15 protein-coding genes are annotated in these 15,842 nt (G+C 64.6%); 4 read left to right on the top strand and 11 right to left on the bottom strand.

What is annotated here, in order from left to right; all coding sequences use genetic code 11:
- Positions 1-47 precede the first annotated feature (47 nt).
- On the top strand, positions 48-2,759 hold the full coding sequence (gene mutS / locus AWB75_RS09570; protein ID WP_061123859.1) for a DNA mismatch repair protein MutS: 2,712 nt from the start codon (positions 48-50) through the stop codon (positions 2,757-2,759).
- Positions 2,746-4,074 (top strand): hypothetical protein, encoded by a 1,329-nt coding sequence (locus tag AWB75_RS09575; protein ID WP_235012050.1) that lies wholly within the window; start codon positions 2,746-2,748, stop codon positions 4,072-4,074. The genes mutS and AWB75_RS09575 overlap by 14 nt, the downstream gene beginning before the upstream one ends.
- Before the next feature lie 44 nt (positions 4,075-4,118).
- On the opposite strand, the gene AWB75_RS09580 is transcribed toward AWB75_RS09575, so the two are convergent.
- Complete coding sequence (locus tag AWB75_RS09580) at positions 4,119-4,670, bottom strand: FKBP-type peptidyl-prolyl cis-trans isomerase (protein ID WP_061123861.1); 552 nt, start codon at positions 4,668-4,670, stop codon at positions 4,119-4,121.
- A 33-nt stretch (positions 4,671-4,703) separates the two neighbouring features.
- Between AWB75_RS09580 and AWB75_RS09585 the strand changes: the two genes are divergently transcribed.
- Both AWB75_RS09585 and AWB75_RS38430 read left to right on the top strand, forming a co-directional pair.
- The gene (locus tag AWB75_RS09585; protein ID WP_061123862.1) at positions 4,704-5,942 is read left to right on the top strand and encodes a cupin domain-containing protein; all 1,239 of its coding nucleotides are present in this window, start codon (positions 4,704-4,706) and stop codon (positions 5,940-5,942) included.
- 268 nt (positions 5,943-6,210) lie between these two features.
- Positions 6,211-6,465 (top strand): hypothetical protein, encoded by a 255-nt coding sequence (locus tag AWB75_RS38430; protein WP_087086556.1) that lies wholly within the window; start codon positions 6,211-6,213, stop codon positions 6,463-6,465.
- Between the two features lie 140 nt (positions 6,466-6,605).
- On the opposite strand, the gene AWB75_RS09600 is transcribed toward AWB75_RS38430, so the two are convergent.
- From AWB75_RS09600 to AWB75_RS09645, 10 genes are all read right to left on the bottom strand, one after another.
- The gene (locus tag AWB75_RS09600) at positions 6,606-7,379 is read right to left on the bottom strand and encodes an MBL fold metallo-hydrolase (protein WP_061123863.1); all 774 of its coding nucleotides are present in this window, start codon (positions 7,377-7,379) and stop codon (positions 6,606-6,608) included.
- Between the two features lie 19 nt (positions 7,380-7,398).
- Positions 7,399-8,541: an outer membrane protein assembly factor BamC gene (gene bamC, locus AWB75_RS09605; RefSeq protein WP_061123864.1), complete on the bottom strand. Its 1,143-nt coding sequence runs from the start codon at positions 8,539-8,541 to the stop codon at positions 7,399-7,401.
- Between the two features lie 191 nt (positions 8,542-8,732).
- On the bottom strand, positions 8,733-9,638 hold the full coding sequence (gene dapA / locus AWB75_RS09610; protein ID WP_061123865.1) for a 4-hydroxy-tetrahydrodipicolinate synthase: 906 nt from the start codon (positions 9,636-9,638) through the stop codon (positions 8,733-8,735).
- 63 nt (positions 9,639-9,701) lie between these two features.
- Complete coding sequence (locus AWB75_RS09615) at positions 9,702-10,298, bottom strand: class I SAM-dependent methyltransferase (RefSeq protein ID WP_061123866.1); 597 nt, start codon at positions 10,296-10,298, stop codon at positions 9,702-9,704.
- Positions 10,298-11,500 (bottom strand): tryptophan--tRNA ligase, encoded by a 1,203-nt coding sequence (locus AWB75_RS09620; protein ID WP_061123867.1) that lies wholly within the window; start codon positions 11,498-11,500, stop codon positions 10,298-10,300. The genes AWB75_RS09615 and AWB75_RS09620 overlap by 1 nt, the downstream gene beginning before the upstream one ends.
- Positions 11,501-11,504: 4 nt before the next feature.
- Positions 11,505-12,170 (bottom strand): site-2 protease family protein, encoded by a 666-nt coding sequence (locus AWB75_RS09625; RefSeq protein ID WP_061123868.1) that lies wholly within the window; start codon positions 12,168-12,170, stop codon positions 11,505-11,507.
- A gap of 132 nt (positions 12,171-12,302) precedes the next feature.
- The gene (locus tag AWB75_RS09630) at positions 12,303-12,932 is read right to left on the bottom strand and encodes an L-threonylcarbamoyladenylate synthase (protein ID WP_061123869.1); all 630 of its coding nucleotides are present in this window, start codon (positions 12,930-12,932) and stop codon (positions 12,303-12,305) included.
- A 147-nt stretch (positions 12,933-13,079) separates the two neighbouring features.
- The gene (locus AWB75_RS09635) at positions 13,080-13,910 is read right to left on the bottom strand and encodes a 3',5'-nucleoside bisphosphate phosphatase (protein WP_061123870.1); all 831 of its coding nucleotides are present in this window, start codon (positions 13,908-13,910) and stop codon (positions 13,080-13,082) included.
- 70 nt (positions 13,911-13,980) lie between these two features.
- On the bottom strand, positions 13,981-14,865 hold the full coding sequence (locus tag AWB75_RS09640) for an alpha/beta fold hydrolase (protein WP_061123871.1): 885 nt from the start codon (positions 14,863-14,865) through the stop codon (positions 13,981-13,983).
- Positions 14,866-14,923: 58 nt separating this feature from the next.
- Positions 14,924-15,763: a ferritin-like domain-containing protein gene (locus AWB75_RS09645; protein WP_061123872.1), complete on the bottom strand. Its 840-nt coding sequence runs from the start codon at positions 15,761-15,763 to the stop codon at positions 14,924-14,926.
- Between the last annotated feature and the right edge of the window lie 79 nt (positions 15,764-15,842).

Genomic DNA, 15,842 nt, shown 5'->3' on the forward strand with positions numbered 1-15,842 from the left:
ACGTCGCGCCCGGCCGTCTCGCCGCATTTGCTTCCACAGCACGCACGATGGGCAATCACACGGCAACTCCCGACACCTCTTCCGACGCCGCGCCGCTCGCGGACCTGTCGCAGCACACGCCCATGATGCAGCAGTATCTGCGCATCAAGGCAGAGCATCCCGGCACGCTCGTTTTCTACCGGATGGGCGACTTCTACGAGCTTTTCTTCGACGATGCCGAGAAGGCCGCGCGTCTGCTCGATCTCACGCTCACGCAGCGCGGCGCGTCGGGCGGCAATCCGATCCGGATGGCGGGCGTGCCCCATCACGCGTGCGAGCAATATCTCGCGAAGCTCGTGAAGCTCGGTGAATCGGTGGCGATCTGCGAGCAGATCGGCGACCCGGCGACATCGAAAGGTCCGGTCGAACGCAAGGTGGTGCGCGTCGTCACGCCGGGCACGCTCACCGACGCCGCGCTGCTCTCCGATAAAAGCGATGTCTATCTGCTCGCGCTCTGCCCGGCGCACAACCGGCGCGGCGTGGTGACGAGCGTCGGGCTCGCGTGGCTGAATCTCGCAAGCGGCGCGCTGCGCCTCGCGGAAGTCGCGCCAGGGCAAGTGAGCACGGCGCTCGAGCGCATTCGTCCCGCGGAGACGCTCATCGCCGATTCGATCACCGACGTCAATTCGTCGCTCGGCGTGACGCATCCCGGCGCGACCACGCGCGTTCCGGCCTGGCACTTCGACGTCGGTTCCGGCACGCAACGGCTGCGCGAACAGCTCGATGTCGCGAGCCTCGACGGCTTCGGCGCGCAGACGCTCACGTGCGCGTGCGGCGCGGCCGGCGCGCTGCTGCTCTACGCCGCCGCGACGCAAGGCCAGCAGTTGCGTCACGTGCGCAGCCTGAAGGTCGAGTACGAATCCGAATACATCGGGCTCGATCCCGCCACGCGGCGCAATCTCGAACTCACGGAAACACTGCGCGGCACCGAATCGCCGACGCTGTTCTCGCTGCTCGACACCTGCTGCACGACGATGGGCAGCCGCCTGCTGCGCCACTGGCTGCATCATCCGCCGCGCGATGCATCGGTTGCGCAGGCGCGCCAGCAAGCGATCGGCGCCTTGCTCGACGCGCCCACGAGCGCCGGGCTCGACACGCTGCGCGGCGCGCTGCGCAAGATCTCGGACATCGAGCGCATCACGGGCCGTCTCGCGTTGCTGTCGGCGCGGCCGCGCGATCTGTCGAGCCTGCGCGACACGTTCGCCGCGCTGCCCGATCTGCGCGCGCTCGTCGCGGGCGTGGCGGCGCATGCGTCGGCGCTCGAACGCATCGACGCGGCGCTCGAACCGCCGCACGAATGTCTCGATCTCCTGACGAATGCGATCGCGCCCGAGCCCGCCGCGCTGATTCGCGACGGCGGCGTGATCGCGCGCGGCTACGATCCCGATCTGGACGAATTGCGCGATATTTCGGAGAACTGCGATCAGTTCCTGATCGATCTCGAAGCGCGCGAGCGCACGCGCACGGGCATCGCGAATCTACGCGTCGAGTACAACAAGGTGCATGGCTTCTATATCGAAGTCACGCGCGGGCAGACCGACAAGGTGCCCGACGACTATCGCCGCCGTCAGACGCTCAAGAACGCCGAACGCTACATCACGCCGGAGTTGAAGACGTTCGAAGACAAGGCGCTGTCCGCGCAGGAGCGCGCACTCGCACGTGAACGCGCCCTTTACGATGCGCTGCTGCAAAGCCTGCTGCCTTTCATAGCGGACTGCCAGCGCGTGGCGGGCGCGCTCGCGGAACTCGATCTCCTGTGCGCATTTGCCGAACGCGCCCGCGCGCTCGACTGGGTCGCGCCGACATTCACCGCCGATGCGGGCATCGATATCGAGCAGGGCCGGCATCCGGTCGTCGAGGCGCAGGTCGAGCAGTTCATCGCGAATGACTGTTGTCTGAGCGACGAGCGCAAGCTGCTGCTCATCACCGGCCCGAACATGGGCGGCAAATCGACCTTCATGCGGCAGACCGCGTTGATCGCGCTGATGGCTTACGTCGGCAGCTACGTGCCCGCGAAGCGCGCGCGTTTCGGCTCGCTCGACCGCATCTTCACGCGCATCGGCGCGGCCGACGATCTTGCGGGCGGACGCTCGACCTTCATGGTCGAGATGACCGAAGCGGCGGCGATCCTCAACGACGCGAGCGCATCGAGCCTCGTGCTGATGGACGAGATCGGGCGCGGCACGTCGACCTTCGACGGCCTCGCGCTCGCCTGGGCCATCGCGCGGCATCTGCTGACGCACAACGCCTGCTACACGCTCTTCGCGACGCACTACTTCGAACTCACGCAACTGCCGGCCGAGTTCGCGCAGGCCGCGAACGTGCACTTGTCGGCGGTCGAGCACGATCACGGCATCGTGTTTCTGCATGCGGTGAGCGAAGGGCCGGCCAATCAGAGTTACGGCCTGCAGGTCGCGCAACTCGCGGGTGTGCCGGCCGCGGTGATCCGCGCGGCGCGCAAGCATCTCGTGCATCTGGAGCAGCAGTCGATCGGCCATCCCACGGCGCAGTTCGATCTGTTCGCAAGCCAGCCGTACGCGCCTTACGAAGACGAGCCGCCGCACGAAGACGAAGGCGAAGCGAAGGCCGAAGCGCCCGAACATCCGGCGATGCAGAAGCTGCGCGCGTTGGACCCCAACGATCTGCGTCCGCGCGATGCGCTCGATCTGCTGTACGAACTGCATGAACTGGCGAACGCTCCGCCGGATGCCTCGCGTTGAGCGCGCCGTCGCGGCCGCGCTAGTCTGCGGCGCGCTGCTCTTCGGCGCGCAGCGGCAGGCGCATGCGCAGGGCAATACGCTCGGCTTCGCCGTGATTGCCGATGCGCTCACCCGCCCCGCCGACGAAGCGCCCGTGCGCCGCATGCTCGATGCGATCGGGCGCGACGGCAGCATCGCGTTCATCGTCTACGACGGCAATCTCAAGGGCGGTGGCGAACCCTGCCGCGACGGCGTCTATCAGTCGCGGCACGACGTGCTCGACGCGTCGCGCACGCCGCTCGTGCTGCTGCTCGGCCAGCACGACTGGGCTGATTGCAGCGGCGCGCACGCCGGCGCCTACGACCCGGTCGAACGGCTCGATTTCGTCCGTCAGCTTTTTTTCGCCGATGCGAATGCGCTCGGACAAGGCCCGCTCACGCTATCGAGAGAAAGCGATGTCGCGCGTTTTCGCACGTTCCGGGAAATCGTGCGCTGGCAGGCACGAGGCATCGCGTTCATCGGCCTCAATGTGCCGAGCCCGAACAACCACTATCTGACCGCGGGCGGGCGCAACGGCGAGTTCGAAGACCGCGCCGTCGCCACGACCTTCTGGCTCGAACACGCAGCGGAATCGGCGCGGCGCAGCGAGATGCGCGCGCTCGTCGTGATCCTTCAGGGCGATCCGGATTTCTCGCGCTACGAACGCCGCGAGCGCTTCGCATGGCTGCGTTTCTCGCACTCGAACCAGCCGCGCGATGGCTTCCTCGAACTCAAGCGCAGTCTCGTAAAGGCGGCGGAGACTTTTCGCGGGCCGGTCATCGTGATTCACGGCACCGATGCGCCCGAGCCGAACGGCTTTCACATCGATCAACCTGTGCGCAATGACAAGGGCTTGATCGTCACGAATCTCACGCGCGTGGCGATCGCGTTCAGGAAGCCGCAATCGCAATGGCTCGAAGTGCAAAGCGATCCGCAATGGCGTCCACCGTTTCGGCTGCGCGTGCGCGACGTGAAGGAGACACGCGCGCACGAACCGGTTGCGCCGCCGTCCGAGGCGCCCGCGCAATCGAGCACGCCTTACGTACCGTATCCGGATGCTTATCCGACGCCGTCTTCCGCGCCGCAGCCCACGTTGCCCGCGTCGCTGCCGCCCGCCCTGCCGCGCAACGATCTGCCCGAGTCTTTGCCCGCGCCGCCGTCGATGCCGCTGCCGGCCTCCGACTTGCCGCCGATCCTCACGCCGCCGCAGTCCTCGCCGGCGCCGTCCTTGTCACCGCAGTCTTTGCCGCCGATTTATCCTGTGCCGGCAGCGCCTGCAAATGCCGTCGGCAAATAAAAAGCGCAGCCCCGGGCTGCGCTTCCTTTCTTCGGCCGATGCGCTCAATGCAGCGTCGGACCCGCGTCCTTGCGCGGTTCGTCGTCATCGTCGTCTTCGTCCTCGTCGAGGACGTGCAGGCCGTCCGCGCCATGCGCGTGCTGATGTTCGATCTCGTCTTCGGTCGCCGAGCGCACTTCCTGCACCGACAACGCGAAGCGCAGCGCCATGCCCGCGAGCGGATGATTGCCGTCCAGCACGACCTTGTCTTCGGCGACATCGGTCACGGTATAGATGAGCGAATCGATGTCGTCGTCGCCATCTTCGGGCGTGCCTTCGAACTGCATGCCGACCTCCAGCGGTTCCGGAAAACGGTTGCGCTCTTCGATCTTCACGAGTTCGGGATCGTACTCGCCGAACGCGTCCTGCGGTTCGAGCTGGATCATCGTTTCATAGCCGGCCTCGTGACCGTCGAGCGCTTCCTCGATCTTGGGGAACGTGCCATCATAGCCGCCGTGCAGATAGACCATCGGCTCGTCGCTCTCCTCGATCAGATTGCCTTGCGCATCCGATAGCTTGTACGCGACCAAAACGACAGTGTCTTTCGCAATTTTCATTGGATCCTCCAAGATACAAGCCTCGATTATACGATGCCCAAGCGGCCCCACCACGCAACACCGATCCCCGTTTCCGGCCTTCCCGGGCATGCTCGCGCGCCTCTTCCGGACGAACTCACGCCCATGTTGGGCAACCGCACGCCGCGACAGTTCATGCGGCGTTACTGGCAGAAAAAGCCGCTTTTAATTCGCCAGGCTTTTCCCGGTATCGCGGCTCCGCTCGCGCGCGACGAACTCTTCGAACTCGCCGATCTCGAGGACGTCGAGGCCCGTCTCATCACGCATTTTCGCAAGACGTGGAATCTCGAACACGGCCCCTTCGCCCCCGACGAACTGCCTTCCGTGAAGAAGCGCGAGTGGACCCTGCTCGTGCAAGGCGTGAACTTGCACGACGACCGCGCGCACGCGCTGATGAACCGTTTCCGCTTCATTCCGGACGCGCGCCTCGACGATCTGATGATCTCCTACGCAACCGATGGCGGCGGTGTGGGACCGCACTTCGACTCTTACGACGTCTTTCTGCTTCAGGTTCATGGCAAGCGCCGCTGGCGCATAGGCGCACAGCGTGATCTCTCGCTAAAACCCGGATTGCCGTTGAAAGTTTTACAGCACTTCGAGCCCGAGGAAGAGTGGCTGCTGGAGCCCGGCGACATGCTGTACCTTCCTCCGCACATCGCGCACGACGGGATCGCCGAGGGCGAATGCATGACGGCGTCGATCGGCTTTCGCGCGCCGTCCGCGCACGAGCTGACGGCGCAGTTCCTGTATCACCTCGCCGAGCGCACCGGCGATGCGCCCGACAGCGGCCGCGCGAACGCGCGCTACCGCGATCCGGGTCAGGAGCCCGTGGCGAATCCTGCGGCGCTGCCGGCGTTGCTCGTCGAGCGCGTTGGCGCGATCCTTGCGAACGTCGATTGGAACCAAAAGGACGTCGCCGACTTTCTGGGCGCTTATTTGAGCGAACCGAAAGCCAACGTCGTATTCGACTCGCCCGAACGCGTGTTGAATGAGCAAAAATTTGTAGAGCGAGCAAAGAAAACGGGTATCGAGCTGAATAGAAAGACTATTTTGCTCTACGACGGGAAGTCATATTTCGTAAATGGAGAAGCCGCGGCGCTGTCGTCGAAGCTGAAAAAGTGGCTCCCCGAATTGGCCGATTCACGGCGTCTGGAGGCGAAACGCTTTGTAACACTTACAGACGAATCGTCAATGACAGCGCTGCTGCACGAATGGTATCGTGCGGGCTGGATTCAGATAGGCGCTTTGCCTTGACAGGCTTGCGTCCAAGAGACTTGCCGGCAGGCTGCGGATGGTAAAATCATGCTGTTCCGCAATATGAAAGTTTGTATGAGAAAGACAACGCATCGTCCCCTGATTTATCGACGGTCGTTACGAAAGTGCCTATAATTTCCGGCCAAGCCGTAGGAAGTCTCACACAAAATAGAATTGTGAGTCTCCACAGCGGCCCAGGTCGGTGTTGGAGCACACATTACCGGTACTTTGCGCTGTTGCTTACCTTTAACCATAAAAGGACGTGATCATGAAGAAATCCCTCCTCGTAGCATCCCTGTTGGCTGCTGTTGCTCTGGCTGCATGCAACAAGTCTAGCGAAACGGCTGCTCCGAGCGCTGCAAGCGATACGACGGCGGCTTCGGCTCCGGCTGCTGCTGCTTCGGACGCAAACGCTGCTGCATCGAGCGCTTCGGCCGCCGCAAGCGACGCAGCATCGGCTGCTGGCGCGGCTTCGGACGCCGCCGCTTCGGCTGCTGCCCCGGCATCGGGCGCAAGCCAGTAAGGCTTGTCGGCGCTCTATCGCAGCGCCACATGACAGGCCGCTGACAGGCCGCTCGATGCGGTCTGTCAACGAAAAAACCGGCTCTTGGGCCGGTTTTTTCGTATCTGCGTTCTGCGAGTTTTTAGGTATGCGCGCCGCGTCTAGAGCGCGATCCAGTCGAAGCCTTCGGCTTGCGTTGCGACGACGATATCGATGGCCGACGCACCCAGCACCGCCGCCAGCGCCGTCTGCGCGAGATGCGGCAGGTTGTTCTGCTGGCTGAGATGAGCGGCTACGAGATGACGCAGCCGCGAACGATCGAGCGATGCCAGTATGGCCGCCGCCGCCTCGTTGTTCAGGTGTCCGTGATTCCCGCCGATGCGCGCCTTGAGCGAAGGCGGATAGCGGCTCCCGGCAAGCATCTCGACATCGTGATTGGATTCGAGCACGAGCGCGTCGCAGCCGCTCAACACGTTCGTGATATGCGGCGTCGACACTCCGACGTCCGTCAGCACGCCGAGGCGGCAAGCGCCGTCGGAGAAGACGTACTGCAGCGGTTCCCGGGCGTCGTGTGGCACGGTATAGGGCAACACGCTCAGATCGCCGATAGCGACGCTCTCGTCGCCCCACAACACGTTCAGTTCGACGTCGGCTTCATCGGCGCCGATCGCGCGCGCCGTGCCCCAACTCATATGCAGCGGAATGGACCATTTTCGAGCGAGCGTCAGCGCGCTGCCGATATGGTCCGTATGCTCGTGCGTGATGACGATGGCGTCGAGATCCTCCACGCGGCAGTTGAGGCGTGCAAGACGGCGCGCGACTTCCTTGCCGGAGAATCCGCAATCGAGCAGCACGCGCGTAGTGGTCGCGCCGCTCGATGCCTCGACGAGCAACGCATTGCCCTCGCTGCCGCTGCCGAGACTGGCGAATCTCACGATGGCTTCGGCATGTCGTTTAGTTCAACTGCGCGTGCAGCAACGAAACGATGCGCTGCGCGTCGGACGAGGTGTCCGGCTGGCCGTTCGCATCGACGACGCCGACCTGCGTCACCGAATCCGCCTTCGGCTTCACGTTGACGAGGAACTGGCGCGTAGGCTTCGGCGTATTGCTCGAGAACATCTTGCCGAAGAGCCCTTCCTTCTTCAACTCGGCCATCGAATCGGAGAAATGCACGTAGTAGATGCCCTTCTCGCGATCGCGATTGTCGACCGTGAAGTTCGTGCGGTCGAGCGCGAGACCGACGCGCAGCCACGCGCGATCGAACGGCTCGGCGAGATCGAGCGTGGAGCCGTTCGTACCCGGGTCCACCGCCACCTTCGCGCCAGCCGGACGCGCATCGGCGATCAGCTTCTTCGACTGGTCTTCGGTCAGGCCGAATTTCTGCATCAGCTTGCCAAGAACCGCCGATTCGAGCGCCGGATTGCGCGGACGCGCTTCCCAACGCGATGAGGTCTTGTCCTGACCGGTCAGCACTTCTTCCATTGCGCTGTGCGTGATGGAGATGTCGGTCGAGCCGTCCGATGCGCGATCCACCTGGGTGCGGAACATGTCGCGCGTACCCGACGAATACGCGAAATCGAGCAGCTTGCCCACGCTGTTCCTGAACCAGTCGTTCGGAATGTTCGCGCGGTTCTCGGCCCAGTCGGTCGCCATGATGCCGGTCTGCGGCGCGTCGGTCTTGAGCGTGAAGCCGTTGTCTTCCCAGAACTCCTTGAGCGGGCCCCAGACCTGATCGGGCGAGCGGCCATCGACCACGAGCCAGCGGCGATCGCCGTCCTTCTCGACGTGCATGCCGTACGGATCTTGCGCCGTCGGCACGCCGAGCGTCGCGTTGCCCGCCGGCGTGACCGCGCGCTCCGCGCCGCCGCCGAGCGCGTTCACCTTGGGCGGTGCGGCATAGCGCTGGCTGATGTCGGCCGTGCTGAGATCGGACGGCACGCTGAGCGCCGGTGCGGTTTCAGCAGCTTTGTAGTTGACGCGATCCGGCGCGAGCCAGTCGTTGAGCGTGTCGCAACCCGCGAGCGCGAAAACCGCGCCGGCGCCGAGCGAAAGCACGCTCAGGCGTTTGGCTTGCGTAAGAAAAGCGGAACGTTTCATGAGGTCCTTCTTTGCTGCCGATGACGCATTGCCTTGCGCCCATCCCGTTCCCGGGCAGGTCGGCGAAGCCAATACGAGGCCAATGCGAGGCCAACGAGCGGCGGTTGATGACTGAAGGTGTGGTTCAATTCGATCACTTGCGGCGGCGCGGTATTTCGATTCCCTGTGGCTTGGCGCGCCGCCTCACGTGATCAGGCGAGAAGGCCGGACTCGCGCAACGCGTCACGCACGACGTCGTGATAGCGCGCATCGAGCGGCGTGAGCGGCAGACGGATGCCGCCTTCCATGCGGCCCAGTTCGGCGAGCGCCCACTTGACCGGAATCGGATTCGATTCGCAGAAGAGTTGCTTGTGCAGCGACAGCAGCTTCAGATGGATGCGGCGCGCGGTGATGGCGTCGCCTTCCAGCGCGGCGCGGCACAACTGGCTCATTTCCTTCGGCGCGACGTTCGCCGTCACCGAGATGTTGCCGTGACCGCCGAGCAGCATCAGTGCGATGGCCGTGGGATCGTCGCCGCTGAAGATGCTGAACTGCGCCGGTGCGTGCTTGATCAGATGCGCCGCGCGGTCGATGTTGCCCGTCGCCTCCTTCACGCCGATGATGCCCGGCACGCCGGCGAGACGCAGGATCGTCTCGTTGCTCATGTCGGCAACGGTACGGCCCGGCACGTTGTAGAGGATGACCGGAAGATCGACGGCTTCGGCGATCGCCTTGAAGTGGCGATACATGCCTTCCTGCGTCGGCTTGTTGTAATACGGAACGACTTGCAGCGTGGCGTCGGCGCCGACCTTTTTCGCGTGCTTCGAGAGTTCGATGGCTTCCGCGGTGGAGTTGCCGCCCGCGCCCGCGATGATCGGAAAGCGCTTCGCCGCATGCTCGACCGCCGTCTGGATCATCAGGATGTGCTCTTCGACCGACAAAGTGGCCGACTCGCCGCTCGTGCCAACCACGACGAGACCGTTCGAGCCCTGTTCGATGTGCCAGTCGACCAGTTTTCGAAACGCCGGCAGATCGAGACTACCGTCCTCGTGCATCGGTGTGACGATGGCAGGAATGCTGCCGCGGATCTGGATGCCGCCGTGTGTTCCGTTTGTCATGAAACTCTATGAATTTAATCGAAAATTTAATCGCGAAAAGCGATATTACGCGATTGTAGCGGATTAGCCGGTCAACGCGTAACGTGGCGGACCCGGGGGTGTGTTACCAATCGTGAGCGCATTTTCCGCCGATGCGTCGACTGCCGGCCGTTCGCGAACGGCGCAGATTCGCTGCACGTAGGCAGCACGCGGGTCTTCGACGAATCCGTCCTCGTAGGCAATCACGCGCAAACGGCCACGCACGGCGTCCAGCAATTCGCCGGGCTGAAGCAGGAAGGCGGGATTGGACGGCTTGCCGGTGCTGCCGTTGCCCGCCGCAAAAGTTTCGTAGATCAGCACGCCGCCGGGCGCGAGCGCATCGGTCAGATGGCCGAACAGCGGGCGATGGAGATAATTCGTGACGACGACCGCATCGAACGTGCGGGTTTTTGAAAGCGGCCAGGGCGCGCCTTCGATGTCCGCCGCCAGCGTTTCGACGCCCGCGCACCCGACCATCGACGCGAGCGCGCCGGCGTCGCGATCGATCGCGAGCACGCGAAACCCGAGCGACGCGAACCAGCGCGCGTGGCGCCCGCTGCCCGCGGCGACGTCGAGCACCGTGCCGCCGGGCGCGGCGAGATGCGCCCAGCGAGCGACCCAACCGCTCGGCGCGCTCTCCATCAGTTGTAGGAAAGGCCCATCGTCTCGCGCACGTCGCGCATCGTTTCGGTGGCGAACTTGCGGGCCTTGTCGCAGCCGTCCGCGACGATCGCGCGCAACAGCGACGGATCGTCCATGTACTTCTGCGCGCGCTCGAGCATGGGCTGCTGCTCGCGCAGGATGCCTTCGATCACCGGCTGCTTGCATTCCAGACAACCGATGCCCGCGCTGCGGCAGCCCTTCTGCACCCACTTGTGCGTCTCTTCGTCGGTGTAGACCTCGTGCAGCTTCCACACCGGGCACTTGTCCGGATCGCCCGGATCGGTGCGGCGCACGCGCGCCGGGTCGGTCGGCATCTTGCGGACTTTCTGCTCGATGGTCGCGGCATCTTCACGCAAGCCGATGGTGTTGCCGTAGGACTTCGACATCTTCTGACCGTCGAGGCCCGGCATGCGCGACGCTTCCGTCAGCAACACCTGCGGCTCGACCAGAATGATCTTGCGCGAGCCTTCCAGATAGCCGAAAAGCCGCTCGCGGTCATTCATCGACAGGCTTTGCGATTCCTGCAGCATCGCGCGGGCTTGTTCGAGCGCTTCGTCGTCGCCTTCCTGCTGATACGCGACGCGCAGTTCGTGATACAGCTTCGAGCGCTTGCCGCCGAGTTTTTTCGCGGCTTCCATCGCTTTTTCCTCGAAGCCCGGCTCGCGGCCATAAAGATAGTTGAAGCGGCGTGCGATCTCGCGCGTCATTTCGACGTGCGGCACCTGATCCTCGCCGACCGGCACCAGCGACGCGCGGTACAGGAGAATGTCCGCCGCCATCAGCACCGGATAGCCGAGGAAGCCGTACGTATCGAGATCCTTTTCCTTCAGCTTCTCGATCTGCTCCTTGTAGGTCGGCACGCGTTCGAGCCAGCCGAGCGGCGTGCCCATGCCGAGCAGCAGCGACAGCTCGGCGTGCTCCGGCACGCGGCTCTGGATGAAGAGCGTGGCCTGCGCCGGATCGATGCCCGACGCCAGCCAGTCGATGAGCACCTCCCAGACGCTTTTCTCGATGACCTCGGGCGTCTCGTAGTGCGTCGTGAGCGCGTGCCAGTCGACCACCGCGAAGAAGCACGGGTACTCGGACTGCAGCCGCACCCAGTTTTTCAGCACGCCGTGATAGTGGCCGAGATGCAGCGACCCGGTGGGCCGCATGCCGGAGAAGATACGGTCAGGGAACATGATGTTATGGGAATAGTGAAGCGAGGGGATTCAGGATGGCCGACACCGCCGAATAGCCGACATGCACGAGCGGCCCGAGCCAGAAGCGCGTCAGCACGCCCGTGACTACGAGCGCCATCACGATGAAGAAGCCGTACGGTTCGAGCTTCGAGAACGCGATCGACGCGCGCACCGGCAGAAGCGCCATGACGACCCGTCCGCCGTCGAGCGGCGGCAGTGGGAAGAGATTGAGCACGCCGAGCACGAGATTCACACTGATGCCCGCCTGCGCCATGCCTGTGAAGAATGGCTCATCGACGTGATAGGCCCTGAGCAGAACGAACACGACGCCCCAGACGATCGCCTGTACGAAGTTGCTGCCGGGGCCGGCCGCGGCGACCCACAGACTGCCCCAGCGCGGATTGCGCAGATTGCCGAACGCCACCGGCACGGGCTTCGCGTAGCCGAACATGAATGCGCCGCTCGTCACGAAATACAGGACGATCGGAATCACGATCGTGCCGATCGGGTCGATGTGACGCATCGGGTTCATGGAAACGCGGCCCAGTACGTAGGCCGTGTTGTCGCCGAGCAGCCGGGCGGCATAGCCATGCGCGGCCTCGTGCAGCGTGATCGCGAAGATCACCGGGAGCGCGTAGACCGCGATGGTTTGTATCAGGGAAGGATCCATAGGGCGTTATTGTATCAAGCAGGCAGGTCTCGACAGACGCGCGTGACGGGCCTGGGCGCGCACAATTTCGCCCTCGACATATGCCGGAACACGGATTCGGAAATTACGCCCGTGTGCGCAACTGCGCGGCGCCTACGCCGTGAGCCCGAACGGTTCGAGACTGCCTCTCCCCGCGCGCACGAGCACTGGCTCCCCCGAAGAAAGATCGATCACCGTGGACGGCTCCGCCGGGCACGCCCCCGAATCGATGACGAGCTCGACCTGCTTTTCCAGCCGCTCGCGGATTTCTTCGGGATCGTTGAGCGGCTCGGCGTCGGGCGGCAGGATCAGCGTCGATGCGAGCAGCGGTTCGCCGAGCGCTTCCAGCAGATCGAGCGTGATCCGGTGATCCGGCACACGCAGGCCGATCGTCTTGCGCGACGGATGCGACAGCCGGCGCGGCACTTCTTTCGTCGCCTGCAACACGAACACGTAGGGCCCCGGCGTCACCGATTTGATCAGCCGGTATTGCTGGTTATCGACCATCGCGAAATTCGACAGCTCGGAGAGATCGCGCACGAGCAGCGACAGCAGTTGCTTGTCGTCGATGCCGCGGATGCGTCGCAATCGCTCGACCGCATCCTTGTCGTCGAGATGGCAGGCGAGCGCGTAGCTCGAATCGGTCGGCAATGCGACGAGTCCGCCGCCGCGGATGATCTCCGCGGCCTGATTCATGAGCCGCGGCTGCGGATTGTCCGGATGAATGCGAAAGAATTGAGACATGGCGACGCCTTATTGTTTCGATCGTTATCGAAAAGGCGGCGCGCGGCGCGGACCGCGCATGCCCACGCGCCTTCCCGGATGGTGCGTGCGGAAATACCGTTGATGCAAAGACCGTGCGCGCGCGGCAAAGATGCGCGCCGAGGGAGGCTAAAGCCAGCGCTCCCAGACGGGCGTGAGATCGTCGGGCAGCGGCGGAAGCTTGCCCAGATCGACGCGTCCTTCGCCCGCGCCGTGAAAGTCCGAGCCGCGCGATGCCTCGAAACCGTAGCGGCGCGCGACATCGGCATACTCGCGGTATTGATCGGGCGTGTGACTGCCCGTCACGACCTCGATCGCACGGCCGCCGAGCTGGATGAATTCGTCGAAGAGCGCGGCAAATTCGACCGGCGTGTAGTCGTAGCGGCCGGGATGCGCGATGATCGGCTCGCCGCCCGCCTCCTTGATCCACTTCATCGCGTCCGCAAGCTTCGCCCAGCGATGACCGACGAAACCCGGCTTGCCGTCGCCGAGATAGCGCGCGAAGACGTCGGAAGTCGATTGCGCATAGCCCGCCTCCACGAGATAACGCGCGAAATGGGTGCGCGAGATCATGTCGGGATCGTCTGTGTAGCGCAGCGCGCCTTCATGGCAATTGGGAATGCCGATCGCGTCGAGCGCCTCGCCGATTGCCACGCCGCGCGCCGCGCGTCCGTTGCGCGTGGACGCGAGCCCGCAAAGCAGCGCTTCGTTGGCCGGATCGACGTTCATGCCGACGATATGCACCGTGCGCGAGGCCCACGTCACCGAGATCTCGACGCCCGCGAGGTAGCCCATGCCCAGCGCCTCGGCCGCCTTGCGCGCTTCGTCCTGCCCGCCCAGTTGATCGTGATCCGTGAGCGACCACAGCGTCACGCCGTTCGCATGCGCGCGCGCCGCGACCTCGGCGGGCGCGAACTGGCCGTCGGACACGGTGGAGTGGCAATGCAGATCGGCGTTCATCGTGGACTCTTGGGTTTCAATGACATTCTAACTGCAACGGCATGACACGCAGGTTATGTAGTGCCTGCCTTCACGTGCAGAACGCTTCGACGAGCGCGGCAACGCGTTCCGGCTGATCGTGATGGATCATGTGGCCGGCGTCGTCGACGATTTCCTCGCGCCAGTCGGGAAAAGCGGCAAAGCGCGTCTTGAACTCCCCGACGGGCGTCTCACCCGCGAAAGCCGCGAGCGTCGGCGAATCCTTCGCTTCGACGTGCAGCACCGGCGCCGCGACGCGCGCCCACGCCGCAGTGACCTCGTCCAGCCGGTACAACGTCGGTCCACGCAACTTGTGCGCCGGATCGGCGAGCAGATGGAAACGCCCGTCCGCTTCCTGGCGCGACCAGTGCTGCGCGAGATAGCGCGCGCGGGCGAGCGGCAGACGCGGATTCGTGCGGATCAGCCGATCGGCGACTTCGTCGAGGCTCGCGTAGCTGCGCAGCGCAGGCGGCGCGCGCAGATCGTCGAGCCATTGCGCGAGACGCCCTGGCGATTGCGACGCGCGCGTCGCCGGCAGACCGAAGCCTTCGAGGTCGACTACGCGGCGCACGCGCGAGGGCCGCACGCCCGCATAGAGCAGCGCCACGTTTGCGCCCATGCTGTGGCCGACGAGACTCACTGGCGCGCCCGGCGCGTAGTGGTCGAGCAGCACGTCGAGATCTGCGAGATAGTCGGGAAAGTAATAATAGCCGCCGCCCTTTTGCGCGACAGGCCAGTCGGACAGACCGAAGCCGCGTGCGTCGGGCGCGAGCACTTGCCAGTCACCAGCGAGCGCATCGACGACGAACTGGAACGACGCCGAAACGTCCATCCAGCCGTGCAGCATGAACAGCATGGGGGCGTCGGGCGGACCCCAGCGGCGCACGTGCAGACGCACGCCGTGCGCATCGATGAAATCGGAGCGCGATTCTTTCATGGTCACGTCTCGCATCGGTTGCGAAAAGATATGATCGTTCGATTATAGCGACGCTGCGCTACTTCGCATCGTCGAGGCCGGCGAGCGCGCGCAGTTCGGCCTCGTCGAAACCGGCGTCGCGACGCGCATCGAAGTTGAACGGCCCGCGCAGCTTCGGCGCGTGATATTGCTCCGCGAGGCGTTCGTAAGCCGGATGCGGATCGAGGCCTTGGCCATCGCAGAGAAAGCGGAACCAGCGATTGCCGATCAGCACATGGCCGATCTCATCGCGCAGGATCACATCGAGAATGGCCGCCGATGCGTGATCGCCCGCCTGCGCGAGACGCTTTCTGATGGGCGGCGATGCGTCCAGCCCGCGCGCCTCGAGTGTGCGCGGCACCAGCGCCATGCGCGCGAGCACGTCGCCGCGCGTGCGTTGCGCCATCTCCCAAAGGCCGTCGTGCGCCGGAAAATCGCCGTATGTATGCCCGAATTCGGCGAGGCGCGCGCTCAGGAGCGAAAAATGATGCGCTTCCTCCGCCGCCACTTTCAACCAGTCGAGATAAAACTGCGGCGGCATCGACGAGAAGCGCCACACGGCATCGAGGGCCAGGTTGATCGCGTTGAATTCGATGTGCGCGAGCGCGTGCAACAACACGGCGCGCCCCGCATCGGACTGCATGCTGCGGCGCTTCAGCGACGACGGCGCGACGAGTTGCGGCCGCATGGGCCGGCCCGGCAAGTCGCCCGGCTCCTCGAACGTCGCGTCCGGATCGATGCGCTCAGGCGCCGCGCGCACCGCTTCCCACAACGCGCGGGCGTGCGCCGCCTTGAGCACGGGCGCGCGCTCGCGCAGGATGTCGAGCGACGCGCGACGCGCGCAGGTGCTGGCTTCGGGGAACATCGCAGGGTCGTGCATCGAACTATCTCGGAAACGGCGTCGAACGCGGCAGTCCGGCGGACGGATGTCGCAAACAGCTAAAATAGTAATCCCGGTG

Origin of the sequence: Caballeronia catudaia, from assembly GCF_001544755.2 — a bacterium.
GTDB classification, from domain to species: Bacteria; Pseudomonadota; Gammaproteobacteria; order Burkholderiales; family Burkholderiaceae; genus Caballeronia; species Caballeronia catudaia.

Excerpts from the sequence above, each read along its gene's own strand:
- AWB75_RS09630 (WP_061123869.1), bottom strand. The coding sequence starts at position 12,932 with ATGTCTCAATTCTTTCGCATTCATCCGGACAATCCGCAGCCGCGGCTC.
- dapA (WP_061123865.1), bottom strand. The coding sequence starts at position 9,638 with ATGACAAACGGAACACACGGCGGCATCCAGATCCGCGGCAGCATTCCT.
- mutS (WP_061123859.1), top strand. The coding sequence starts at position 48 with ATGGGCAATCACACGGCAACTCCCGACACCTCTTCCGACGCCGCGCCG.
- AWB75_RS09585 (WP_061123862.1), top strand. The coding sequence starts at position 4,704 with ATGCCCAAGCGGCCCCACCACGCAACACCGATCCCCGTTTCCGGCCTT.
- AWB75_RS09635 (WP_061123870.1), bottom strand. The coding sequence starts at position 13,910 with ATGAACGCCGATCTGCATTGCCACTCCACCGTGTCCGACGGCCAGTTC.
- AWB75_RS09645 (WP_061123872.1), bottom strand. The coding sequence starts at position 15,763 with ATGCACGACCCTGCGATGTTCCCCGAAGCCAGCACCTGCGCGCGTCGC.
- AWB75_RS38430 (WP_087086556.1), top strand. The coding sequence starts at position 6,211 with ATGAAGAAATCCCTCCTCGTAGCATCCCTGTTGGCTGCTGTTGCTCTG.
- AWB75_RS09625 (WP_061123868.1), bottom strand. The coding sequence starts at position 12,170 with ATGGATCCTTCCCTGATACAAACCATCGCGGTCTACGCGCTCCCGGTG.
- AWB75_RS09640 (WP_061123871.1), bottom strand. The coding sequence starts at position 14,865 with ATGAAAGAATCGCGCTCCGATTTCATCGATGCGCACGGCGTGCGTCTG.
- AWB75_RS09615 (WP_061123866.1), bottom strand. The coding sequence starts at position 10,298 with ATGGAGAGCGCGCCGAGCGGTTGGGTCGCTCGCTGGGCGCATCTCGCC.
- AWB75_RS09580 (WP_061123861.1), bottom strand. The coding sequence starts at position 4,670 with ATGAAAATTGCGAAAGACACTGTCGTTTTGGTCGCGTACAAGCTATCG.
- AWB75_RS09575 (WP_235012050.1), top strand. The coding sequence starts at position 2,746 with ATGCCTCGCGTTGAGCGCGCCGTCGCGGCCGCGCTAGTCTGCGGCGCG.
- bamC (WP_061123864.1), bottom strand. The coding sequence starts at position 8,541 with ATGAAACGTTCCGCTTTTCTTACGCAAGCCAAACGCCTGAGCGTGCTT.
- AWB75_RS09620 (WP_061123867.1), bottom strand. The coding sequence starts at position 11,500 with ATGTTCCCTGACCGTATCTTCTCCGGCATGCGGCCCACCGGGTCGCTG.